The sequence below is a fragment of the Streptomyces lasiicapitis genome (assembly GCF_014646335.1).
Classification (GTDB): Bacteria; Actinomycetota; Actinomycetes; order Streptomycetales; family Streptomycetaceae; genus Streptomyces; species Streptomyces lasiicapitis.
This window is the reverse complement of record NZ_BMNG01000004.1, coordinates 473,428-494,153: the sequence shown is the minus strand read 5'-3', so window position 1 is coordinate 494,153 and position 20,726 is coordinate 473,428. Positions and strand designations below refer to the sequence as shown.

Below are 20,726 nucleotides of genomic sequence, written 5' to 3'. Positions count from 1 at the left end.
GGCCCCGCGCGAGCGTGAGGGCGACGAGAACAGCGATCAACAGTGCAGTCCAATGCACACCGACCCGTACACCCGCGAGGCGCCCGAGGCGCAGAGTCGCATTCATGGTCGGCCTCCTGACCGTCCGTATCCGGCGATGACCCGGCAGACAACCGCCCTTCTCTCCTTCGCATCCTCCTGCGGCACGTGCCGCGACAGGCAAGCCGGACGGCCCACATCCAGGGACGCTCAGCCCCTGACCGCTGCGGTGGCCCGACCGGACTCTGAGCCGCAAGACAGGTACGACAAGGCAGGCACGACAAAGCATTCGGCGGCCGCGAGGCCGCCCGGCACGGGATGGTCCGCCATGACCGGACAGCGCACACCCACGCCTGTCGACCACGCCGCCAACCACCTCGTCCGCGCGGCTGTCGCGGCGCCCTCACTGCACAACTCCCAGCCCTGGCTGTTCGCCTGCTCCAGTGGCCGGGTCCTGTTGTACGAGGACGACACCTGGCGGCTTCCCCTGGCCGACCCTCACGGGAGGCAGCGGGTCATCAGCTGTGGCGCGGCGCTGTTCAACCTGCGCCTCGCCATGCCGTCACGTGTGCGGCACCACCGCGACCGGGCACGCCGCATGATGCAGAACCGTGTGGTTGACCGGGCCCAGTTGCATGCCGAGGTGTCCCTTGGGGCGGCGGGCGCCGACCACGAGCAGGTCGGCGGAGGCCGACGCCGCCAGCAGTGCGGTCCGGGCATGCCCTTCGACGACGTGCTTGCGCACACGCACAGTCGTGTCGCCACGCACGGTGTCACGCAGCGCCTCGTCCAACTGCCCTTCGGCGCGGATCTGGTGGAAGTCCGTCGGCTCTCCGGCGCGTGGCTCGTCCGGCACCGCGTGGGCGGGACACCGCCAGGAGTGCACGGCGCGCAGCACGACTCCGCGTGCCTCGGCGGCCCGGAGTGCGAAAGCCACAGCGGGCTCTGACTCCCCTGCCTCGCCGACCCCGACGACGACTTCCCGGAACCCGCTGTCGCGGTTCTTCTCCCCACCGCGGACCACGATCACGGGTGACGGGGCGTGCGCGGCCACCGACAGGCTCACGGACCCCAGCAGCAGTGATGTCAGCTCACCTTTGCCACGGCTGCCCACCACCACCGTGGTTCCGCGCCCGCTCTCCCGGATCAGCAGTGTCGCCGGGTCCTCGGCCACGACGTCACTGGTGACCGTCACCGTCGGCGCGCGACGGCGGGCGCGCTCGACGGCCTGCCCGATGACGTGGTCGGCGTACACATGCGCCGGACTGCGATGAACGCCGAACGACGGCTTGTGGCCCTCGTACCGCTGCCACGCGGAGGCGTGCACGATCCGCAAGGGCACTCCGCGGCGGGCCGCCTCGCCGACGGCCCAGTCCACCGCGGCCAGGCTCTCCTCGGAACCGTCCACACCGACGATCAGATCCTGCTCCACGGCCCTCAGCCCCTTCTCGTTGTCGGACCCCGTTGCGTGTGCCCCATCGATAACCGGGGTGACGTACTCCAGCGAGGCAGAGGCGCAGCAGCCCCCGGAAGGGGCCGATCGGCCCCTGCGCGGTGCGCGTCGGGGACGGCCACGGTGAGTCGCATGAAGGAGCGCACGCACATCGCCGTTGTCGGCGTCGGGAATGAGTACCGGCACGACGACGGGATCGGTTGGGCGGTCGTCGGGCGACTGAGGGAGCGCGCCGCACGGCGTCTCCTGCCGTCCGGGACGACGCTTGCCGCCTGTGACGGGGATCCGGGTCGGCTCATCGCCCTGTGGGAGGGTGCCGAGCTGGCCGTGGTCGTGGACGCAGCGCACGCGCATCCGGGCATGCCGGGCCGCGTCCACCGCATCGAGCTGGACGCCGCGCGGCTCGCGCAGCCCCCGAGGACCAGCTCCCACGGTCTGGGGCTGGGTGAGGCCGTCGAGCTGGCCCGCGTCCTCGGCCGGTTGCCCGGTCGGCTGGTCGTGTACGCCGTCGAGATTGCCGACAGCTCTCTCGGTACCGGTCTGTCGCCCGGGGTCGCGGAAGCTCTCGCACCGCTCGCCGAGTCCGTCGAGCTCGAAATCGTCCGGCACCGTGACGCCGCCGCGCGGGGGTGAGCGGAGGATGCGTGTGACGCGGGCTTTCACGGTCCACGGGACCGTGCAGGGCGTGGGGTTCCGCCCCTTCGTGCACCGCTTGGCGGGCGGGCTCGGCCTGAGCGGCTGGGTGGCGAACGTGGACGGGCACGTCGAGGGGCAGGTGACGGGGCCGGCGGACGCGGTCGCGGAGTTCGGCCACCGGATGTACACGGATGCACCGCCGCTCGCACGCGTACGCGAGGTCGCGTTGCGGGAGCTGGACGGCGCGGCACCGATCGGCCGACGGAGCGGGGCAGTCGGGTCTGCGGCGCGACACGACACCGCGGCCGGTGCGAGGGCGGAGACGACTCTCGATGCTCCGGCGGGCGACGCGCTCTTCAGCGTGCGGCGCAGCGGGCCCGGGTCCCGGCCCACGACGGATCAGCGCGAGGTCCCCGCCGACGCGGCGATCTGCGACGCCTGTCTGCGCGAACTCTTCACGCCGGAGAACCGGCGCCATCGGTATCCGTTCGTCAACTGCACCGACTGCGGGCCTCGGGCCACCATCATCGAGGACCTGCCGTACGACCGCGTGCGGACGACGATGCGCCGTTTCCCGCTGTGTGCCGACTGCGCCGCGGAGTACGCCGACCCCCGCGACCGGCGCTTCCACGCCGAACCTGTGGCGTGTCCCGCGTGCGGGCCGACGCTCGCCTGGGGGGACCTGCGCGGCGAGCAGGCGCTCAAGGCGGCGGCGGGGGCCGTCGCCACGGGCCGGATCATCGCGGTCAAGGGGCTCGGCGGCTATCAGTTGGTGTGCGACGCGACCGACCCCGAGGCGGTGGCGGAGCTGCGGCGGCGCAAGCGCAGGCCGGTCAAGCCATTCGCCGTGATGGTGGGGGACGTGCGGGTGGCGGACGGGCTGGCGCGGCTGAACAGCACCGAGCTGGCGCTGCTGACGTCACCCGCGCGACCTGTGGTCCTGTTGCGCGCCCGTCGGGTGCACAGCCAGGCCGCACCGCACATCGCACCCGCCGTACACCCGGCGCCCACCCTCTCGCCGGGGCCGCACGACCACTCCCCCGCCCTGCCTCCGGTCACCGACCGGCTCGGCCTGTTCCTGCCCACCACGGGCCTGCATCACCTGTTGCTGCACGAGCTCGACCGGCCGCTGGTGGTCACCAGCGGCAACCTCGCCGACGAGCCCATCGCCATCGACGACGCCGAAGCCCGCCGCGCTCTGGACGGAGTGGCCGACGGCTTCCTCACTCACGACCGGCCGATCCGCGCCCGCTACGACGACTCCGTGGTCACCTCCGCCGGCCGGCTTCCGCTCACCGTGCGCCGCGCCCGGGGCCTGGCCCCGGCGCCCCTGTCCCTCAACCCGCCCACACCCGTGCCGCTCGCGGGCGCCGGCGCCCAGACGAAGCACACCTTCACGCTCGCCGACGCAGGCGTGGCCCATGTCGGCCCGCACCACGGGGACTTGGCGGACACGGCCACGTACGAGGCGTTCGGGCAGGCGTACGCGGACCTGTGCCGGCTCGCCGGGATCGTCCCGCGCGCCATCGCCCACGACCTGCACCCCGGGTACCTGTCCACACGATGGGCCCTGGAGCAGCCCTTGCCACACATTGCCGTGCAGCACCATCACGCCCACGTAGCCGCGTGCGCCGCCGAGCACGGTGTGCGGGGGCAGTTCGTCGGCGTCGCCTACGACGGGCTCGGCCTCGGGGACGACGGCACGCTGTGGGGCGGGGAGGTGTTCGTCGCCGACCTGACCCGACATCGACGTGTGGGGCGCTTCGCCACCGCACCGCTGCCCGGCGGCGAGGCCGCGGTCAGGCATCCGTGCCGGATGGCCCTCGGGCATGTCTTCGGAGCGGAACCGCTCGGCTCACCGCCGCTTGAGAGGGCTGCCCGCGCCTTCCTGGAGCGGCTCGACCGGCGCCGCGCCCAGGTGGTGCGGGCCATGGTGGCGCACGAGGTGAACTGCCCGCGTGCCTCCAGTGCCGGGCGGCTGTTCGACACCGTCGCGAGCCTTCTCGGACTCGCCGACACCGTCAGCTATGAAGGCGAGGCGGCCGTCGCTCTGGAGGCCGCCGCAGGCCTTGCGGGCCGGGACCGTCCCGTGCCGCTGAAACACCGCGTCGTGCGCGTGGGAAGCCTGTGGGTGTACGACTCGGCGGCCACGCTCGGAGATCTGCTGGAGCGGCAGGCCGACGGCGAGTCCGTGCCGCGCCTGGCCGCCGCCTTCCACAGCTCCCTCGCCGCCGCCACCGCCGAGCTGGTCGCCCGCGCGGTCGAGGACGGCGCGCCCCGGACGGTGTGTCTGGGCGGCGGCTGCTTCGCCAACGTCCAGCTGCTCACGCAGGTGCGCCGACGGCTGCGGGCCCACGGTCTGCGGGTCCTGGTCGGCCGTCAGGTTCCGGTCGGCGACGGCGGGATCAGCTACGGGCAGGCCGCCGTCGCTGCGGCCCGGCTCGCCGAGGAACGTCGAGGTACGGCGCGGAAGGGCAGGTGACGGCCGTGTGCCTGGGGATTCCCGGACGGGTGCTCGACATTCACGACGACGCCGGGTTGCGCATGGCGACCGTCGACTTCGGTGGCGTACGGCGCGAGGCGTGTCTGAGCTACACACCGGACGCCGACGTGGGCACGTACGTGATCGTCCATGTGGGCTTCGCGATCGCCCGGGTCGATGAGGCCGAGGCCCGCCGCACTCTGGACGTGCTGCGGGCGATGGCCGACGCGGTCGAGGGCGAGCTCGGAGAGCCGTTGCCATGAGGGCCGTTCGGCCCGAGTCGGGGCGCCGGTCGGCCACTGCCCGGCACCGGTGTGCGGCACGACGCTGAAGACGTCAACCGACCGAACACAAGCGCGAGGTACACGATGACCGGCAGCGCAGCTTCCCGCTCTTCCGCACCCGCACCCGCACCCGCACCCGCCACGGCTCCCGACCCCGCGCATGCCCTGCTCGCCGACGGCACCACCATCCTCATACGCCCCGGCGAGCCAGCCGATCACGACGCGGTGCTGCGTCTGTACGAAGGCATGTCGCCGGAGCACCTGCGGCTGCGGTTCTTCGTCGCGAGCCACCGGTCGGCCGAGCAAGCGGCGGCCCGCGTGTCCGGCCGCGCCGTGCCGGTCGGTTCGCAGAACGTGCGGCCCGAAGGTTTCGGGTACCGCGCGCTGCTCGCCGAGCACGACGGCCACCTCGTCGGGATCGCCGAGTACGAGACCACGAACGAGAACACGAACGACGGCTCCACCGATACGGGCGTCGTCACGGCCGACATTGCCCTTGCCGTCAACGACCACTGGCACCACCGCGGCGTCGGCACCTTGCTCCTGGAGCACCTGGTGTCCGCGGCGCGCGCCGCCGGAATCACCGCGTTCACCGCCGACGCACTCGCCGAGAACCACGAGGTCCTGAGGGTCTTCGCAGACCTCGGTCTGAGCACCGCACGCCACTTCGAAGGCACCGAAGTGCAGTGTGTCGTCCAACTCGCCCAGACCGACACCTACTTGACGTCCGTGGACTTCCGCGGCCGTACTGCCGACGTGGCGAGCCTGCGGTCGCTGCTGCGCCCCGAGTCGGTCGTCGTCGTCGGCGCGGGCCGCAAGCCGGGCTCGGTCGGCCGGGCCGTCCTGCGCAACCTGTGCACCGGCGGCTTCACCGGCCGCCTGTTCGCCGTCAACCCGAACGCCGCCACCGTCCTCGGCGTCCACACGCACCCCGACATCGCCTCCTTGCCGCAGGTTCCGGAACTCGCGGTGCTCGCCGTGCCCGCGGCCCAGGTGCCGGCGGCCGCCGAGGAGTGCGGCAAGATCGGCGTGACCGCCCTGGTCACCGTCTCCGCCGGGCTCGACGCCGATCAGGCGCGGGCGCTGCTCGACATCTGCCGGGCCCACGGGATGCGCCTGGTCGGCCCCAACTGCCTCGGCCTCGCCAACGCGGAACCGGACGTGCGCCTGGACGCCACGTTCGCCGCCGCGCACCCGCACCCCGGGACGGCGGGGGTCGCCGTGCAGTCCGGGGGCGTGGGCATCGCGCTGCTCAGCGGGCTGGCCCGGCTTGGTGTGGGAGTGTCCAGCTTCGTTTCGCTGGGCGACAAGTACGACGTCAGCGGCAACGACCTGCTCCAGTGGTGGGAGTGTGACGGGCGCACCGACCTGGCGCTGCTGCATCTGGAGTCGTTCGGCAATCCGCGCGCCTTCGCGCGCACCGCACGGCGCGTCACCCGGCGGATGCCCATCCTGACGGTCGACGCGGGCCGTACCGAGGCCGGGCGTGCGGCGGCCGCCTCGCACACGTCGGCCGCCGCCACTCCCACCATGACGCGCCAGGCCCTCTTCAGGCAGGCCGGCATCACCGCCACCCGGTCGGTCGGCGAACTCCTGGAAACCGCCGCGCTGTTGCACAGCCAGCCGTTGCCCGCCGGGGTCCGCGTCGCCGTGGTGACCAACGCCGGCGGCGCCGGGGTACTCGCCGCCGATGCCTGCACCGAAGCGGGGCTCACGCTGCCGCCGCTCGGCACCGACCTCATCGACGACGTCCTCGCCGTCCTGCCCGAAGGGGCCACCGCCACCAACCCCGTCGACGCCACCGCCGCGGTCAGCGAGGAGCAACTGCGCGCCTGCGTGAGGATTCTCGCCGCGAGCGGCCGCGTCGACGCGGTCCTGGTGGCGCTCGTTCCCACCGCGGTCGCCGCGGCGACCGGCGACGCCCTGGTCCGGTCCCTCACCCACACCCCGGACCGCCGTCGTGACCGACCGGTCGTCGCGGTCCTGCTCGACCAGGACCTGCCGGTGCGGCTGCTGCCCGCCGAGGACGGCACGGTGCCCGCCTACGCCGACCCGCAGGCGGCCGCCCGCGCGCTCGCGCACGCCGCCGCACGCGCCCACTGGCTCGCCCAGCCGTCCGGCACCGAGCCCGACCTCGACGACATCGACCCGCCCCGTGCGCACGCGGCCGTCGAGGCCTTTCTCGACCGGCACCCGGAGGGCGGCTGGCTCGGCCCGCGCGAGTGCGCCGACCTCCTCGACGCCTACAGCATCCGCCAGCTTCCCTGGGCGTGGGCCGAGACGGAGGACGACGCGGTGCTCGCCGCCGAACGTCTCAAGGGACCCGACGGGCTCGTCGTGCTCAAGGCCCACTGGCCCGGCCTGCTGCACAAGAGCCAGGAACACGCACTCCACCTCGACCTGCGCGGCAACGCACAGGTCCGCGCCGCCTACCGGGACTTCGAGGTGCGCTTCGGCCACCTGATGACCGGCGTGGTCGTGCAGCCGCTCGCCCCCCGCGGCGTCGAGCTCTTCGCCGGCGTCGTCCAGGACGAGATCTTCGGCCCCCTGGTGCTGTTCGGGCACGGCGGCACCGCAACCGAAGTGCTCGCCGACCACGCGGCCCGCCTCGCACCGCTCACCGACCACGACGTCCACGAACTGATCACCGCGCCCCGCTGCGCGCCGCTGCTCTTCGGCGGCGGAGGCGGCGGACCGGTCGACCTGGAAGGCATCGAGCAACTGCTGCTGCGGCTCTCACGACTGGCGAGCGACCTGCCGCAGCTCGCCGAGGCCGACCTCAACCCGGTCCTCGCCCGGCCGGAGCGGATCACCGCACTCGATGTGCGCGTACGCGTACTGCCGCGCCGGGCCCAGGACCCCTATCTGCGACAACTGCGACGGCTCCGCTGAAGCCGCCGAAGACACCGAGCGCGCCGAGGAGGCGAAGGTAATGAAGCACCGCAAGGTCGGCACCGTCATGGCGACCGAAGTCGTCCAAGCCACGTTCGACACCCCCTTCAAGGAGGTCGCCCGACTCCTGGACCAGCACCGCATCAGCGGACTTCCGGTGGTGGACAGCGAGCAGTACGTCATCGGGGTGCTCTCCGAGACGGACCTCATGGCCCGTCAGGCGGAGGCCGAGGACCCGTACGCACCGACGCCGTCCATCCGCTGGCGGAAACTGCTCCCCGGAGCACGCGAGCGGACGGCCAAGGCCCACGCCCGCACCGCGGGACAGCTGATGTCGCAGCCCGCCGTCACCGTGCACGCCGACGACACCATCGCCGAGGCCGCCCGCACCATGGCCGGGCATCGCGTCGAACGGCTGCCCGTCGTGGACGAGGAGGAACGTCTCGTCGGCATCGTCACCCGCCGAGACCTGCTTCAGGTGTTCCTGCGGCCCGACGAGGAGATCCGCCGCGACGTCGTGGACGAGGTCCTCGTACAGACCCTGTGGCTCGCACCGCAGACCATCGCCGTGGAGGTCCTCGACGGCGTGGTGACGCTGCGCGGACAGCTCGAGCGCAGCAGCGACGTGCCCATAGCCGTCCGGATGACCCGGCAGATCGACGGCGTGGTCGCGGTCGTCGACAAGCTCACCCACCGCCTGAACGACTCCCACCTGCGGCCCTCGGAGGAGGCGCTGCACGGCGTCGCCGACGACTGGCTGCGCAAGCTGTGAGAGGGGTACGGCCATGGCACACACGGTCCTGGTCGCCTACGGGTCGACCTATGGCTCCACCGCCGAGCTGGCTCACACCGTCGGCGCCGTGCTCGACAAGGCCGGGCTGACAGCCGACGTGCGGCCGGCCGGGGAGGTGCGGGATCTCTCCCCGTACGACGCCGTGGTGCTCGGCGGCGCGGTGTACGCCGGGCGCTGGCAGCGTGACGCGCGGCGCTTCGCGCGGCGGCACCGGCGCGCCCTGTCCCGGCGCCCGCTGTGGCTTTTCAGCAGCGGTCCGCTGGACTCCTCGGCATCGCAGCGGGACCTTCCGCCGCCGCCCTCCGTGCAACGCGTTGCACGCAGGCTCGGCGCCCGGGGACAGGCCACCTTCGGAGGGTGCCTCGACGAGCGGGCCCGTGGCCGGGTCGCCCGGATGATCCTGCAGTCCGGCAAAGGGGGCGACTTCCGCGACTTCGACGCCGTGTCGGAATGGGCGAGCGGGATCGCGCGGGAGATCGGCTCCCTCTTGGATACAGGAGATTGACGCCATGCCTTGCCGGGTTCCGTGGTGGGGGCTGCGCCGCAGTCCGCTGCGGCGCCGCTCGGACGTGATCGAGGCGTGGGCGGTGCTCGTCGTCGGCGTTATACTGTTCGCGGGCGCTCCCGCCGCAGGGATCGTCGTCGGTGCGATCGCGCACGTCGACGGCGTCGCAGCCGCCCGAGCCGAGCGGGCGGACCGGCATCGGGTCACCGCCGTGCTCACAGCCGACGCCCCACCCGTGGTGCCCGACGTCGACAGCTCAGTGCCCCTCCACCAAGTGCCGGCCCGCTGGACGGCACCCGACGGCGCGGCGCACACCGGCGACGCACAAGCACCCGCCGGCAGCCGGCGCGGTGACCGTGTCGCGGTGTGGCTGGACCAACACGGCCAGGTCACCGACGATCCGCTCGACGCCGACGACGTGGCTCTGCGCGTCTTCGGCGCGTCCGCGGTCGCTGCGGCGGGCACCGCGCTGGCGGCACTCATCGCGCTGCGGACTGTGCGCGCCATCCTCGACAAACGGCGCATGGCCGCGTGGGACGACGAGTGGCAGAAGACCGGACCGGAGTGGGGAAGCCGCAAGAGCTGATCCCACGGCCCGGGTTGACGCACCAGGCCCGACTTGAGCGATGGGCACGACATCGGTCAGGTCGGGCCACGTCCCCGCCGACCACCTCGGCACAGCCCCACGGCCCGTGCGTGGGCCCGTCCGGCTCCGGTATCCACCCCACCGGCCCTCCGCCCGGCCCGAACGGCCCCTGCCCTGCCGGGCCCGCTCCCCCGACTCTGGTCGTGGATGAACTGCCCGGCGCATGGCGACGGGACCCGCGCACCACACGCGGCGAGGAGGACTCCATGGGCGCCATCACCCAAGCCACAGCGGTGCTCGACCGGCAAGGTCTCGCCGCCCTGGTGGCCGCTCTGGTGGCAGGCGGCCGCACGGTCGTGGGCCCGACGGTCCGCGACGGCGCCGTCGTCCTCGCCGAGCTGACGTCCGCCGAGGATCTCCCGTTCGGCTGGGGCGTCGAACTCGACGCCGGGCGCTACCGCCTGACGCCCCGTGAGGACGGGGCCGCGTTCGCGCACAGCGCCGGACCGCAGTCGTGGAAGGCCTTCCTGCACCCCCAGCGCGAACAGCTCTGGAGCGCTCGACGCGGGCCGGACGGCGTTCCGACGTTCACCGAGACCCAACCCGAGTCGCGCACATACGCATTCCTCGGAGTCCGGCCATGCGACCTGCGGGCCATCGCGATCCAGGACCGCGTCCTGGCCGGCAGGCCTCCCCGGGCTCTCGACTCCGCTCGGGCAGGGGCTACGCCGTTCCCGGACCGCGGCTACCGGCAGCGCCGGAGGGGGGCACTGCTGATAGCCGCAGAGTGCACCGAGCCCGGCGCGACCTGCTTCTGCGTGTCGGCCAGCGGCGGCCCCGCGGCCGACGGTGGCTTCGACCTGGCGCTCACCGAGGTCGTCGACGACGACGGCCACCGGTTCTTCGTACGCGTGGGCAGTGAAGAAGGAGCACGGCTGCTCGACGGCGTGCCGCACCGGTCCGCGGACCTGACGACCGAGTCCGTGGCGCGCGGGGCGGTGGACGCGGCCAGGGAGCACATGGGCCGCTCGCTGCCCCCGCTCGACCTACGGGCGCTGATGGGCGAGAGCCTGGCCGCCGACCGCTGGGACGGCATCGCGTCGCGCTGCCTCACCTGCGCCAACTGCACCATGGTCTGCCCCACATGCTTCTGCACCACCACCGAGGAGGTCACCGACCTCACCGGGGACCACACCGAGCGGTGGCAGCACTGGGACTCCTGCTTCGATCTGGACTTCTCCCTCCTGCACGGCGGACCGGTCCGCGCCTCCACCCGCAGCCGCTACCGCCAGTGGCTCACCCACAAACTCTCCACCTGGCACGACCAGTTCGGCAGCGGCGGCTGTGTGGGCTGCGGGCGCTGCATCACGTGGTGCCCGGCCGGGATCGACATCACCGAGGAGGTCGCCGCGCTGGCAGCCGAGCGCGACGCTGCGGCCGACGACCAGCACACGGCGCACGACGACGGGTCGGCGCACCACGACAGGGGACCACAGCCATGAACACCACGACCACGTCCACCACTCGCATCACGCAAGCCCTGCCGTCGGCACACCGCATCCGCCTGCTGCGCATCGCCCGCGAGGTCAACATCCCCCAAGGGACCAGGCTGTTCGAAGAGGGCACCCGCGCCGACAGGTTCTGGATCGTCCGCACCGGCACCGTCACTCTCGACATGCACGTGCCGGGGCGCCGGTCACCGGTCATCGAGACCATCGGCTTCGACGAACTGGTCGGCTGGTCCTGGCTGTTCCCGCCGTACGTGTGGCAGCTCGGCGCCGAGGCGACGACGTCAGTGCGCGCCTACGAGTTCGACGCCACGGCGGTACGGCTGATGTGCGAGCACGATCCGCAGCTCGGCTCGGCCGTCGGCCAGTGGGTCGGCAAGGTCCTCGCGCACCGGCTGCAGTCGGCCCGCACCCGGCTGCTCGACCTGTACGCCCCCTACGGCAGCGGCAGTGCGCTATGACCACTGAGCTGTCCGTCGTAGCGCCGCCCGCACCGGCGGTACGGCATGCGGAGCCCCGCCTGCCCGTGCCGTACCGGGTGATCGCCCGCTGGCCGGAGACGCCCGACACAGTCACCCTCCGCCTCGACCCCGTGGCCGAGGCCCTGGCGGACTTCGTGCCGGGCCAGTTCGCCATGGTGCACTGCTTCGGCCGCGGCGAGATCCCCGTCTCGGTGAGCTCCATTCCCACCACCGGCGGGCTCGCCCACACCGTACGCGGCGTGGGCGCGGTCTCCGAGGGTCTGTGCGCGGCGCGGGTCGGTGACGTCCTGGGGCTGCGCGGCCCGTACGGCACCGGCTGGGAGCTGGAGCGCGCGCTCGGCCAGGACGTCGTCGTGGTGGCGGGCGGCATCGGCCTCGCGCCGCTGCGTCCGCTGATCCGTGACGCGGTGGCCGAGCCGCGGCGCCACGGCCGCGTCAACGTCCTGATCGGCGCCCGCACCCCGGACGACCTGCTGTCCAAGTACGAGACGCGGCGCTGGGCGACCGCGTACACCGGCGTCACCGTCGACCGCCCGGCCGACGGCTGGAGCGGCGAGGTCGGCCTGGTCACCCGCTTGCTGGACCGGGCCCGTTTCGACCCGCCGAGAAGTTGGGCGTTCGTCTGCGGGCCCGAGCCGATGATCCGGGCGACCGCGCGCGACCTGGTGCACCGCGGGGTCTCCGGCGACCGCGTCCGCGTCTCGCTGGAGCGCAACATGCGCTGCGCGACGGCCACGTGCGGCCACTGCCAGCTCGGCCCGGTACTCCTGTGCCGGGACGGACCGGTCGTGGGCTGGGACCGCGCCGAACCCTGGCTATCGGTGAGGGAGTTGTGACATGTCCGCCCCCACGCTCGCGGTGTTCAAGCTGGCCTCGTGCGACGGCTGCCAGCTCACCCTCCTGGACTGCGAGGACGAACTCCTCGGCCTCGCGAGCCAGGTGGAGATCGCCCACTTCCTGGAGGCGTCCAGCGCGGTCCGCCCGGGACCGTACGACGTGGCGCTCGTGGAGGGCTCGGTCACCACACCCGCCGACGCCGAGCGAGTACGGCGGATACGCGCCGAGTCCCGGAGCCTCGTCGCCATCGGCGCCTGCGCGACGGCCGGCGGCATCCAGGCCCTGCGGAACTTCGCCGACGTCGAGGAATTCCGCCGCACCGTCTACGCCCGCCCCGACTACATCGACACCCTCGCCACGTCCACGCCGGTGTCGGCCCACGTGACCGTCGACTTCGAGCTGCGCGGCTGCCCCGTCGACCGCGGCCAGCTCCTCGAAGTCCTCACCGCCTACCTCGCCGGACGCAAGCCCGACATTCCGAACCACAGCGTGTGCTTCGCGTGCAAGCGGCGCGGAACCGTCTGCGTCACCGTCGCCCACGGCACCCCCTGCCTCGGTCCCGTCACCCACGCGGGCTGCGGCGCGATCTGCCCGGCCTACGGTCGCGGCTGCTACGGCTGCTTCGGCCCCTCCGGCACGGCGAACCTGCACGCCCTGATCCCGCTGCTGCGCCGCGACGGCCTGGACCGGCGCGCCGTCGAACGCCTGCTGCGCACCTTCAACGCCCCTGCCTTCGAAGAGGAGTTACGGCCGTGACGCACCGTGGATCGCGCGTCCTGCACGTCGGCTCGCTGTCCCGGGTCGAGGGCGAGGGCGCTTTGCGCCTGCGCGTGCACGACGGTGCGGTCGCCGAGGCACAACTGAACATCTACGAGCCGCCGCGCTTCTTCGAGGCGCTGCTGCGCGGCCGCGCCCACACCGAGCCGCCGGACATCACCGCCCGCGTGTGCGGGATCTGCCCGGTGGCCTACCAGCTGAGTGCCTGCGCGGCCGTCGAAGACGCCTGCGGGGTGCGGGTACCGGAGGAGATCGGTGCGCTGCGTCGGCTGCTGTACTGCGGCGAGTGGATCGAGAGCCAGGCCCTGCACATCTATCTGCTGCACGCGCCGGACTTCCTGAGCTGTGACGGCGCCATCGACCTGGCCCGCACCCGGCGCGCGGACGTGGAGCGCGGCCTGCGCCTGAAGCAGGCGGGCAACGCGCTCCTCGAACTCCTCGGCGGCCGCGCCATCCACCCCGTGAACGTGCGCCTCGGCGGCTTCCACCGCGCGCCCACCCGCGCCGAACTGCGCCCGCTGGCCCAGCGGCTGACGCGAGCCCTGGACGACGCGTGGGACACCGTGCGCTGGGTGGCGGGCTTCGACTTCCCCGACGCCGAGGTGGACGCGGACTTCCTTGCGCTGGCGGCCCCCGGCACGTACGCCATCGAGTCGGGCACACCGGCCGTGCTGCGCCCGGACGGCTCCTTCAACACCTTCCCGCTGTACGACTTCCCGCTGCGCGTCCGCGAGGAGCAGGTGGCGCACTCGACGGCCCTGCACTCCCGTCTCGACGGCCGGCGTCATCTCACCGGCTCGCTCGCCCGGTTCGCGATCAGCGGGCGCTGGCTGTCGCGCACAGCGGTGGAGGCGGCCCGTGCAGCCGGGCTCGGCGACCCCTACGACGGCGTGGCGTGCCACAATCCGTACCGCTCCATCCTCGTACGGGCCGTGGAGATCGTGTACGCGGTCGGCGAGGCGCTGCGCATCATCGAGACGTACGAGCCGCCGTCCCGCCCCTTCGTCGAGGTGCCGCCCGTCGCGGGCACCGGGCACGGGGCGACCGAAGCCCCACGCGGGCTGCTCTACCACCGCTACGCCCTGGCGGCCGACGGCACCGTCACCGACGCCCTGCTCGTCCCGCCCACCGCGCAGAACCAGGGCGCGATCGAGGACGACCTGCGCCGGACGGCGACGCGGGCGATCGCCGGGGCCGACCTCAGCGACGCCGAGCTCACGGACCTGTGCGAGCGGACGATCCGCAACCACGACCCGTGCATCTCCTGCTCCACGCACTTCCTCGACCTCACCGTCGTCCGCACCAACGGAGGCACCGATGACTGACGCACCGCACGACCAGTCCCCCACAGCCGAGTCCGCGCACCCGGATCTGCCGCGCGAGGACTCCCCGTACCACGTGAGCGACGTGATGACCCACACCGTCATCGCCGTCGGCCGGGACGCGCCCTTCAAGGAGATCGTCGAGCTCATCGACATGTGGAAGGTCAGTTCGCTGCCGGTTCTCGAAGGCGAGGGCCGGGTCATAGGCGTCGTGTCCGAGGCGGATCTGCTGCCCAAGGAGGAGTTCCGCGACGCCGATCCGACGCGGTACGACGTGCTGCGGCGCCTGTCCGACATGGCCAAGGCGGGCGCGATCACCGCGGGCGAGCTGATGACCAGTCCGGCCGTGTCCGTGCACGCCGACGCCACGCTGGCCGTGGCCGCGCGCATCATGGCCCGGCGGCGCGTCAAGCACCTGCCGGTCGTCGACGCCTCCGGGCTGCTGCAAGGCGTGGTGAGCCGCAGCGACCTGCTCAAGGTGTTCCTGCGCCCCGACGAGGACATCGCCGCCGAGATACGCCGCACCGTCCTGTCCTCGCTGCCCCCGGAAACGCAGGTCGACGTGCGCGTCCAAGAGGGCGTCGTCACGCTCGGCGGCACCCTGCGGGACACGGCGCTCGTCCCCGTACTCGCCCGCGCGAGCCGCGCGGTGGAAGGAGTCGTCGACGTACGTATCGACCTGAACCAGCCCGTGAGCGAGACGTGAAGTACCTCGACGAGTACCGCGACCCGGCCCTGGCCCGCCGCCTCCTGGACGAACTGCGGGCCACCGCCACCCGCCCCTGGCGGATCATGGAGGTGTGCGGCGGCCAGACCCACACGCTCGTCCGCCAAGGCATCGACGAACTGCTTCCCGCGGGCATCCGCATGATCCACGGACCCGGCTGCCCCGTCTGCGTCACTCCGCTGGAGACCCTGGACCGCGCGCTGGCCGTCGCCGCCCACCCCGACGTGATCCTCACCAGCTTCGGCGACATGCTGCGCGTGCCGGGCACCTCGACGGACCTGCTGTCGCTGCGAGCGCGCGGCGCGGACGTCCGCGTGGTGTACACACCGACGGACGCGGTCCGCATCGCCGCCGCGCACCCGGACCGTCAAGTCGTCTTCCTCGCCGTCGGATTCGAGACGACCGCGCCCGCCAACGCCATGGCGGTCCTGCACGCCGAACACCGGGGCCTGCCGAACTTCTCCCTCCTCGTCAGCCATGTCCTCGTGCCCCCGGCGATGACGGCACTGCTCGAATCCGAGGACTGCGAGGTCGAGGCATTCCTGGCCGCCGGGCACGTGTGCGCCGTCATGGGCTGGCACGCCTACGAACCCATCGCCGCCGTGTACCGCGTACCGGTCGTGGTCACCGGATTCGAACCGCTCGACCTGATCGAGGGCATCCTCATGGCCGTGCGCCAACTCGAATCGGGCCGCCACGAAGTGGAGAACCAGTACGTCCGGGCCGTGCGCCCAACCGGCAACACCTCCGCGCAGGACGCCCTGCGCCGTGTCTTCCGGGTCACGGACCGGGCCTGGCGCGGCATCGGCACACTGCCGTCGAGTGGGCTGGAACTCCGCGAGGAGTACGCGGAGTTCGACGCGGCCCACCGCTTCGACCTCACCGGCCTGCACTCTGCCGAGGACCCGCAGTGCATCGCCGGAGCGATCCTCACCGGGGCGCGGCTGCCGACGCAGTGCCCCGCCTACAAGGTCCGCTGCACCCCGCGTACGCCGCTGGGCGCGCCGATGGTGTCGACGGAGGGAACGTGCGCGGCGTTCCACGCGGCCGGGCGAGAGCCGGAAGGGAGCCCGGCATGAACCTCGACTGCCCCATCCCCCACCATGAGCGCGCACGACTCCTGCTCGGGCACGGAGCGGGCGGGCGGCTCACCGCCGAGCTACTGGAAGACCTCGTGCTGCCCGCGCTCGGCAGCCCGGCGGGCGGCGCTCTCGAGGATGCCGCGCTGCTGCCGTCCCAGCCCGACCTCGTCATCTCCACCGACTCCTTCGTGGTCAGCCCGCTGTCCTTCCCCGGCGGCGACATCGGCTCCCTCGCCGTGCACGGGACCGTCAACGATCTCGCCATGCGCGGGGCGCTGCCGCTGGCGCTGAGCCTCGCCGTGATCGCTGAGGAGGGACTGCCCCTCGACGACCTTCGGGCCGCGCTCACCTCGGCCGGCAAGGCGGCACATGACGTGCCGGTGCCCGTCGTCACCGGAGACACCAAGGTGGTCGGGCGCGGCGCGGCCGACCGGCTGTTCCTCAACACCACCGGGATCGGCCGCCGCATTCGAGGGCTCACACCGTCCGCGGCCCGCGCTCGCCCCGGCGACGCCGTCCTGCTGTCCGGGCCCGTGGGCCTGCACGGCACAGCCGTCCTCTCCACCCGCGAGGACCTGGGGTTCGAAGCCGACATCGCCTCGGACACGCGTCCCCTGCACCGACTGGTGGCGGCGCTCAGTCCGTGCGGCAGCGGCGTCCACACCCTGCGCGACCCCACCCGTGGAGGGATCGCTGCGGCCCTCAACGAGATCGCCCGCGACGCCGCCGTGTCCGTCGAGATCGACGAGGCCGCCGTCCCCGTGCCCGAACCGGTCGCCGCCGCCTGCGACTTGCTGGGCCTCGACCCCCTGACGGTCGCCAACGAAGGCTGCTTCCTGGCATTCGTCGCACCGGAATCGGCCGACTACGCGCTCGCCGCGCTGCACACCCTTCCCGAAGGCAGCTCCGCGGTACGCATCGGCGAAGCCGGGCCGGGGCCCGCCGGCCGGGTCGGCCTGCGCACGCTGGTCGGCGCGCGACGGATCCTGGACATGCCGCTGGGCGAACAGCTTCCTCGCATCTGCTGAGCGGAGATGTTTCATCCGGCGGCCACGGCGCAGCCCTGGTCCCGGATCAGTGAGTCCGCGATGCCGCGTGGTCAGGACCCGGTATAGCGGGCCAGGAACGCCAGTTCAGCCTCAGTGAGGCGGCGGGGCTGGCCATCTTCCAAGTCGTAGGCGGTGATGGCTGTCGTGCCCTCGGCGTACAGCTGCTCGGCGTCGCGGATCTCGTAAGCCAACTCGAAGGACGCGGCTCGGTGCTGCGCAACCCGGACGTGGACATCGACGGGGTCTTCGCGGTAGCGCAGAGCGGCTCGATAGACGACAGCAGCGCGGCTCACGACGAACGCCTTCTGGCGACGCTGCGCCTCGTCCGCGGGCAGGATCTCCTGGAACATCCGGGTGCGCGCTTCCTCCATATAGCGAAGGAACAGGGCGTTGTTGACGTGTCCGTAGGCGTCGGCGTCGGACCAGCGCAGCGGGCAAGGGTAGGTGTAGTGGTGCACGGGCTTCTTCCGTGGGGCGAGGCGTGCGGTGACGGCGCGGGGTGAGTGCGTCTAGGCGGTGCTGAGCACCCTGTGCGGACCGTGCTCGGCGGCCATTTCTGCCCGCAGTTCGCGCAGCAGGCTCACCTGCTCGTCGGCCTCGCTGAGGTAGTGGTCGAGGACGCCGAGCGCGTCCGCGGGTTCGATCGGCAGGCCCGCGTACATCAGGGCCTTCATCTCGGCCCGGGCCTGGTCGTCGAGGTCGGGCCAGGGCACCCGGGCGAGCACCATGATGGGGGTGACCTCGGTGACGCCCCACTGGTGCGGGCTGTCCTCAACCGCCCAGGTCACAGCGAGAGGGCCGCGCAGTTCGCCGCTGGCTTCCCCGACGAGGTACGGCGCCTGGGCCTGGATACGGCCGCCATCGCCGAACTCGTCGGCGGCGAGCGCGATGTGATCACCGCGGCCTGCACCAACCAACTGGCCGGAGTCCATGGCCCGGCCGGGAAGCCGTGCCCGGCCCGCCCGCGGGTGTGCCTGCTGTGCCCACTGGCGGTGTTCTTGCCGCGGCATGCGTCGAACCTGCTGCGGCTCGACGCCTTCTTCGGCCGACAGTTCCAGCAGATGACGACCGACCACTACCTGCGGGTGTTCGGCCCGTATGCGCACCGGCTCACCCACGACATCCTGCCGAAGTTCTCCACGGAGGCGAAGGCGAAGGGCGCGCTGGACGTGGCCGGCGACGACAGCGAGATCCCCCTGCGGCCCGAGGAGGCCACCGAATGAAGCTCCCCCGCCCTCTGCGGGCCCCGGCCTCGATCACCCGCCGGCCCGTCTCCGCTTTCGCCGGCTGCTACGTCCACGAGGCCATCGGCATGGCTCTGCTGCCCGGCTCCGTACGCTCGCGGTTCGAGGATGACCTGTGGGACATGCGGGGCCTGGCCGACAAGCCCCGGTCCATCAAACGGCACGAGCTGACCTGGAACTTCTTCAAGATCGTGGACCCGAAGTGGCGTGTGGTCGCCAAGGAGATCCTGATCGCGCTGCTCGCCCCACAGCACGACAGCGTGCTGGAGTGTGCCCTCGCGCTGCGCAAGAACCGCAGTCCCCGTACCTGCAACCGCTTCCTGAGAAGGTTCACCGCGTGGTTCAACTGGCTCACCGCGAACGGGATCACCTCTCTGGATGAGGTCACGCAGGAGCACTGCGACAGATTCGCCGCCGAGGAACAGTGGTACGTCCCCAAGCCGGATGCAGCACCGGTCCAGGCGGAGCCCGAGACGTTGGCCGAGAGCGTCCGCGTCGTCCAACTGATCACGCTGTACGGCGACTTGCTGTCCACGGACAGCTACCTGGCGGGTTTCGTCCCGTGGGACGGCCAGAGCACGATCAAGGTCGTCGGCGGCACGTGGCTGCGGGCCAATCGCACCCCCTCGGTACCCGATCACCTCCTCCAGCCTGTGCTGGCCACCTGCCTCTACCTGGTCAACACGGTCGGGCCGCACCTCGCCGACCTCGTCGAGAGGGTCCGCAAGGACGCGGCCACGACGAAGGACCTCCCGCGTGCCACGCTGACCCACGTCCCGGACTTGAAGCACCTGATCGCCCAGATGCACGCCGATCGCGTGCCGTTACCGCAGGCCGACGGCCGAGCCGACATCCTGCGCATCAGCACCGGTGACCTCGCGCCCCTCAAAGACCTCGCGTGGTATCGCCTCGCGCACCAGGTCGGCACCAGCACCATCGCCGGAGATTACCTGCGTGAGAAGATCGCGCCCGAGCTGCTCGCGCTCGCCGAGGACGTGGGATTCGAAAACTACTGGGCACGCACCGCGCCCACGATCGCCCGCGAAGAGGACGGCGCACTGGTGCCGTGGACAGCCCCGCTGTCCGACGCCGGGGTCGCGTCGATGGTCGCCAACGTTCTTTCCGCCTGTCTGGTGGTGACCAGCGCGCTCAGCGTCGGCTGCCGACGCCAGACCCAGACCAAGTCGGGCGGCACCCGGTACCGGCTCGCCGGCCGGTTGATCAAGGGACAGAAGCTCGGCGGGGTGCCCGACGAGTGGGTCGTGATCGAGGACGTGCACCGCGCCGTCGCCCTGGCTGAGCGCCGGCTGGGGGCGCCACCCGGCACCGCGTTGTTCAACACCGTCACCCTGTCGTTCAGCCTCACCCGCATGAGGAAGTGGCTGGAGGAGTCGGGGAACCGGGAGCGCCGGGGTCTGCCGATCATCCCGGCCGGCCCCATCAGCGCCCAGATGCTGCGCCGGACACTCGCTCTGTCGATCGCCGCGCGCCCCGGCGGATCCCAGCGGCTGTTCCTCACCGAGGTCGAGGAGGCAGAGCAGGAGAAGCACATGGAGCTCACCGTGGAGGCGTTCCGCGACCTCAAGGAGGGCCGCAAGCCCACCGGTCCCGGTGCCCGCGGGTTGATCGAGGCACTCCAGCATGTGGATGCACAGCTCAACGAGGCCGCCCATCACGATCCGAAGGTTCTGGAGGATGACCGGCACTTGGAGAACCTTTTGAGCAAGCTATCGAAGGTGCTTCACGTCGGGGCGGCGAACTTCTGCTGGTTCCGCGACCCGTCCAAGGCGCTGTGCCTCAAGCTCGCGGGCACCCCGAACGCCAAGAAGCCGCTGGTGGGGATGTGTGACTCGGCCCGCTGCCCGCAGGCCACCCACCATCGCAGTCACCGGCCGGTGTGGCTCGGACAGGTCACCCTGATCGACACCTTCGTCGAGAGCCCTCGGGTGGCCAAGGGCGAGAAGAAGCGGCTCCAGCCCGAACGCGACCGTGCCCTGCGCGTGGTCGCCGAGATCGACGCAGCTTCCCCGGCGGCGTGAGAGAGGAATG

20 protein-coding genes are annotated in these 20,726 nt (G+C 72.2%); 17 read left to right on the top strand and 3 right to left on the bottom strand.

Going from position 1 to position 20,726, the window contains the following annotated elements; genetic code table 11:
• Positions 1 to 580: 580 nt before the first annotated feature.
• A complete protein-coding gene (locus tag IEY91_RS10890; RefSeq protein WP_164326977.1) occupies positions 581 to 1,450 on the bottom strand; it encodes a universal stress protein in 870 nt (289 codons plus the stop codon).
• Between the two features lie 153 nt (positions 1,451 to 1,603).
• On the opposite strand from IEY91_RS10890, the gene IEY91_RS10885 reads away from it, so the two are divergent.
• From IEY91_RS10885 to hypE, 15 genes are all read left to right on the top strand, one after another.
• Positions 1,604 to 2,104: a hydrogenase maturation protease gene (locus tag IEY91_RS10885; protein ID WP_164326976.1), complete on the top strand. Its 501-nt coding sequence runs from the start codon at positions 1,604 to 1,606 to the stop codon at positions 2,102 to 2,104.
• Positions 2,105 to 2,111: 7 nt separating this feature from the next.
• Positions 2,112 to 4,589 carry a carbamoyltransferase HypF gene (hypF, locus tag IEY91_RS10880; RefSeq protein ID WP_164326975.1) on the top strand — a complete coding sequence of 826 codons (2,478 nt, stop codon included), beginning with the start codon at positions 2,112 to 2,114 and terminating at the stop codon, positions 4,587 to 4,589.
• A gap of 5 nt (positions 4,590 to 4,594) precedes the next feature.
• Complete coding sequence (locus IEY91_RS10875) at positions 4,595 to 4,852, top strand: HypC/HybG/HupF family hydrogenase formation chaperone (protein WP_164328784.1); 258 nt, start codon at positions 4,595 to 4,597, stop codon at positions 4,850 to 4,852.
• 105 nt (positions 4,853 to 4,957) lie between these two features.
• Positions 4,958 to 7,765 (top strand): bifunctional acetate--CoA ligase family protein/GNAT family N-acetyltransferase, encoded by a 2,808-nt coding sequence (locus IEY91_RS10870; protein ID WP_229696857.1) that lies wholly within the window; start codon positions 4,958 to 4,960, stop codon positions 7,763 to 7,765.
• A gap of 40 nt (positions 7,766 to 7,805) precedes the next feature.
• Complete coding sequence (locus IEY91_RS10865; RefSeq protein ID WP_164326974.1) at positions 7,806 to 8,537, top strand: CBS domain-containing protein; 732 nt, start codon at positions 7,806 to 7,808, stop codon at positions 8,535 to 8,537.
• A gap of 13 nt (positions 8,538 to 8,550) precedes the next feature.
• Complete coding sequence (locus tag IEY91_RS10860; protein ID WP_164326973.1) at positions 8,551 to 9,063, top strand: flavodoxin domain-containing protein; 513 nt, start codon at positions 8,551 to 8,553, stop codon at positions 9,061 to 9,063.
• Between the two features lie 4 nt (positions 9,064 to 9,067).
• Positions 9,068 to 9,649, top strand: a complete 582-nt coding sequence (locus tag IEY91_RS10855) for an Rv1733c family protein (protein WP_164326972.1) — start codon at positions 9,068 to 9,070, stop codon at positions 9,647 to 9,649.
• Positions 9,650 to 9,915: 266 nt separating this feature from the next.
• Complete coding sequence (locus IEY91_RS10850) at positions 9,916 to 11,151, top strand: 4Fe-4S dicluster domain-containing protein (protein WP_189173775.1); 1,236 nt, start codon at positions 9,916 to 9,918, stop codon at positions 11,149 to 11,151.
• The gene (locus tag IEY91_RS10845) at positions 11,148 to 11,618 is read left to right on the top strand and encodes a Crp/Fnr family transcriptional regulator (protein WP_164326970.1); all 471 of its coding nucleotides are present in this window, start codon (positions 11,148 to 11,150) and stop codon (positions 11,616 to 11,618) included. The genes IEY91_RS10850 and IEY91_RS10845 overlap by 4 nt, the downstream gene beginning before the upstream one ends.
• A complete protein-coding gene (locus tag IEY91_RS10840) occupies positions 11,615 to 12,475 on the top strand; it encodes an FAD/NAD(P)-binding protein (protein ID WP_164326969.1) in 861 nt (286 codons plus the stop codon). Before IEY91_RS10845 ends, IEY91_RS10840 begins: the two co-directional genes overlap by 4 nt.
• A gap of 1 nt (position 12,476) precedes the next feature.
• The gene (locus IEY91_RS10835) at positions 12,477 to 13,232 is read left to right on the top strand and encodes an NADH-quinone oxidoreductase subunit B family protein (protein ID WP_164326968.1); all 756 of its coding nucleotides are present in this window, start codon (positions 12,477 to 12,479) and stop codon (positions 13,230 to 13,232) included.
• Entirely contained in the window at positions 13,229 to 14,578 is a 1,350-nt protein-coding gene (locus IEY91_RS10830; RefSeq protein WP_164326967.1) for a Ni/Fe hydrogenase subunit alpha, read from the top strand. Before IEY91_RS10835 ends, IEY91_RS10830 begins: the two co-directional genes overlap by 4 nt.
• A gap of 85 nt (positions 14,579 to 14,663) precedes the next feature.
• On the top strand, positions 14,664 to 15,281 hold the full coding sequence (locus tag IEY91_RS10825; RefSeq protein WP_164328782.1) for a CBS domain-containing protein: 618 nt from the start codon (positions 14,664 to 14,666) through the stop codon (positions 15,279 to 15,281).
• Complete coding sequence (hypD, locus tag IEY91_RS10820) at positions 15,278 to 16,381, top strand: hydrogenase formation protein HypD (protein WP_189173774.1); 1,104 nt, start codon at positions 15,278 to 15,280, stop codon at positions 16,379 to 16,381. Before IEY91_RS10825 ends, hypD begins: the two co-directional genes overlap by 4 nt.
• Positions 16,378 to 17,412: a hydrogenase expression/formation protein HypE gene (gene hypE, locus IEY91_RS10815; RefSeq protein WP_164326965.1), complete on the top strand. Its 1,035-nt coding sequence runs from the start codon at positions 16,378 to 16,380 to the stop codon at positions 17,410 to 17,412. The genes hypD and hypE overlap by 4 nt, the downstream gene beginning before the upstream one ends.
• Before the next feature lie 71 nt (positions 17,413 to 17,483).
• On the opposite strand, the gene IEY91_RS10810 is transcribed toward hypE, so the two are convergent.
• The gene (locus IEY91_RS10810) at positions 17,484 to 17,891 is read right to left on the bottom strand and encodes an acyl-CoA thioesterase (protein ID WP_164326964.1); all 408 of its coding nucleotides are present in this window, start codon (positions 17,889 to 17,891) and stop codon (positions 17,484 to 17,486) included.
• Positions 17,892 to 17,942: 51 nt separating this feature from the next.
• Positions 17,943 to 18,443, bottom strand: coding sequence for a hypothetical protein (locus IEY91_RS10805; protein ID WP_189173773.1), 501 nt, complete (start codon positions 18,441 to 18,443; stop codon positions 17,943 to 17,945).
• On the opposite strand from IEY91_RS10805, the gene IEY91_RS10800 reads away from it, so the two are divergent.
• A complete protein-coding gene (locus tag IEY91_RS10800) occupies positions 18,432 to 18,656 on the top strand; it encodes a hypothetical protein (RefSeq protein WP_189173772.1) in 225 nt (74 codons plus the stop codon). The genes IEY91_RS10805 and IEY91_RS10800 overlap by 12 nt on opposite strands.
• Positions 18,653 to 20,716: a hypothetical protein gene (locus IEY91_RS10795; RefSeq protein WP_164326962.1), complete on the top strand. Its 2,064-nt coding sequence runs from the start codon at positions 18,653 to 18,655 to the stop codon at positions 20,714 to 20,716. The genes IEY91_RS10800 and IEY91_RS10795 overlap by 4 nt, the downstream gene beginning before the upstream one ends.
• Positions 20,717 to 20,726 lie beyond the last annotated feature (10 nt).

Excerpts from the sequence above, each read along its gene's own strand:
- hypE (WP_164326965.1), top strand. The coding sequence starts at position 16,378 with ATGAACCTCGACTGCCCCATCCCCCACCATGAGCGCGCACGACTCCTG.
- IEY91_RS10870 (WP_229696857.1), top strand. The coding sequence starts at position 4,958 with ATGACCGGCAGCGCAGCTTCCCGCTCTTCCGCACCCGCACCCGCACCC.
- IEY91_RS10840 (WP_164326969.1), top strand. The coding sequence starts at position 11,615 with ATGACCACTGAGCTGTCCGTCGTAGCGCCGCCCGCACCGGCGGTACGG.
- hypF (WP_164326975.1), top strand. The coding sequence starts at position 2,112 with ATGCGTGTGACGCGGGCTTTCACGGTCCACGGGACCGTGCAGGGCGTG.
- IEY91_RS10835 (WP_164326968.1), top strand. The coding sequence starts at position 12,477 with ATGTCCGCCCCCACGCTCGCGGTGTTCAAGCTGGCCTCGTGCGACGGC.
- IEY91_RS10885 (WP_164326976.1), top strand. The coding sequence starts at position 1,604 with ATGAAGGAGCGCACGCACATCGCCGTTGTCGGCGTCGGGAATGAGTAC.
- IEY91_RS10860 (WP_164326973.1), top strand. The coding sequence starts at position 8,551 with ATGGCACACACGGTCCTGGTCGCCTACGGGTCGACCTATGGCTCCACC.
- IEY91_RS10855 (WP_164326972.1), top strand. The coding sequence starts at position 9,068 with ATGCCTTGCCGGGTTCCGTGGTGGGGGCTGCGCCGCAGTCCGCTGCGG.
- IEY91_RS10795 (WP_164326962.1), top strand. The coding sequence starts at position 18,653 with ATGAAGCTCCCCCGCCCTCTGCGGGCCCCGGCCTCGATCACCCGCCGG.
- IEY91_RS10825 (WP_164328782.1), top strand. The coding sequence starts at position 14,664 with ATGACCCACACCGTCATCGCCGTCGGCCGGGACGCGCCCTTCAAGGAG.
- IEY91_RS10805 (WP_189173773.1), bottom strand. The coding sequence starts at position 18,443 with ATGCCGCGGCAAGAACACCGCCAGTGGGCACAGCAGGCACACCCGCGG.
- IEY91_RS10850 (WP_189173775.1), top strand. The coding sequence starts at position 9,916 with ATGGGCGCCATCACCCAAGCCACAGCGGTGCTCGACCGGCAAGGTCTC.
- IEY91_RS10865 (WP_164326974.1), top strand. The coding sequence starts at position 7,806 with ATGAAGCACCGCAAGGTCGGCACCGTCATGGCGACCGAAGTCGTCCAA.
- IEY91_RS10845 (WP_164326970.1), top strand. The coding sequence starts at position 11,148 with ATGAACACCACGACCACGTCCACCACTCGCATCACGCAAGCCCTGCCG.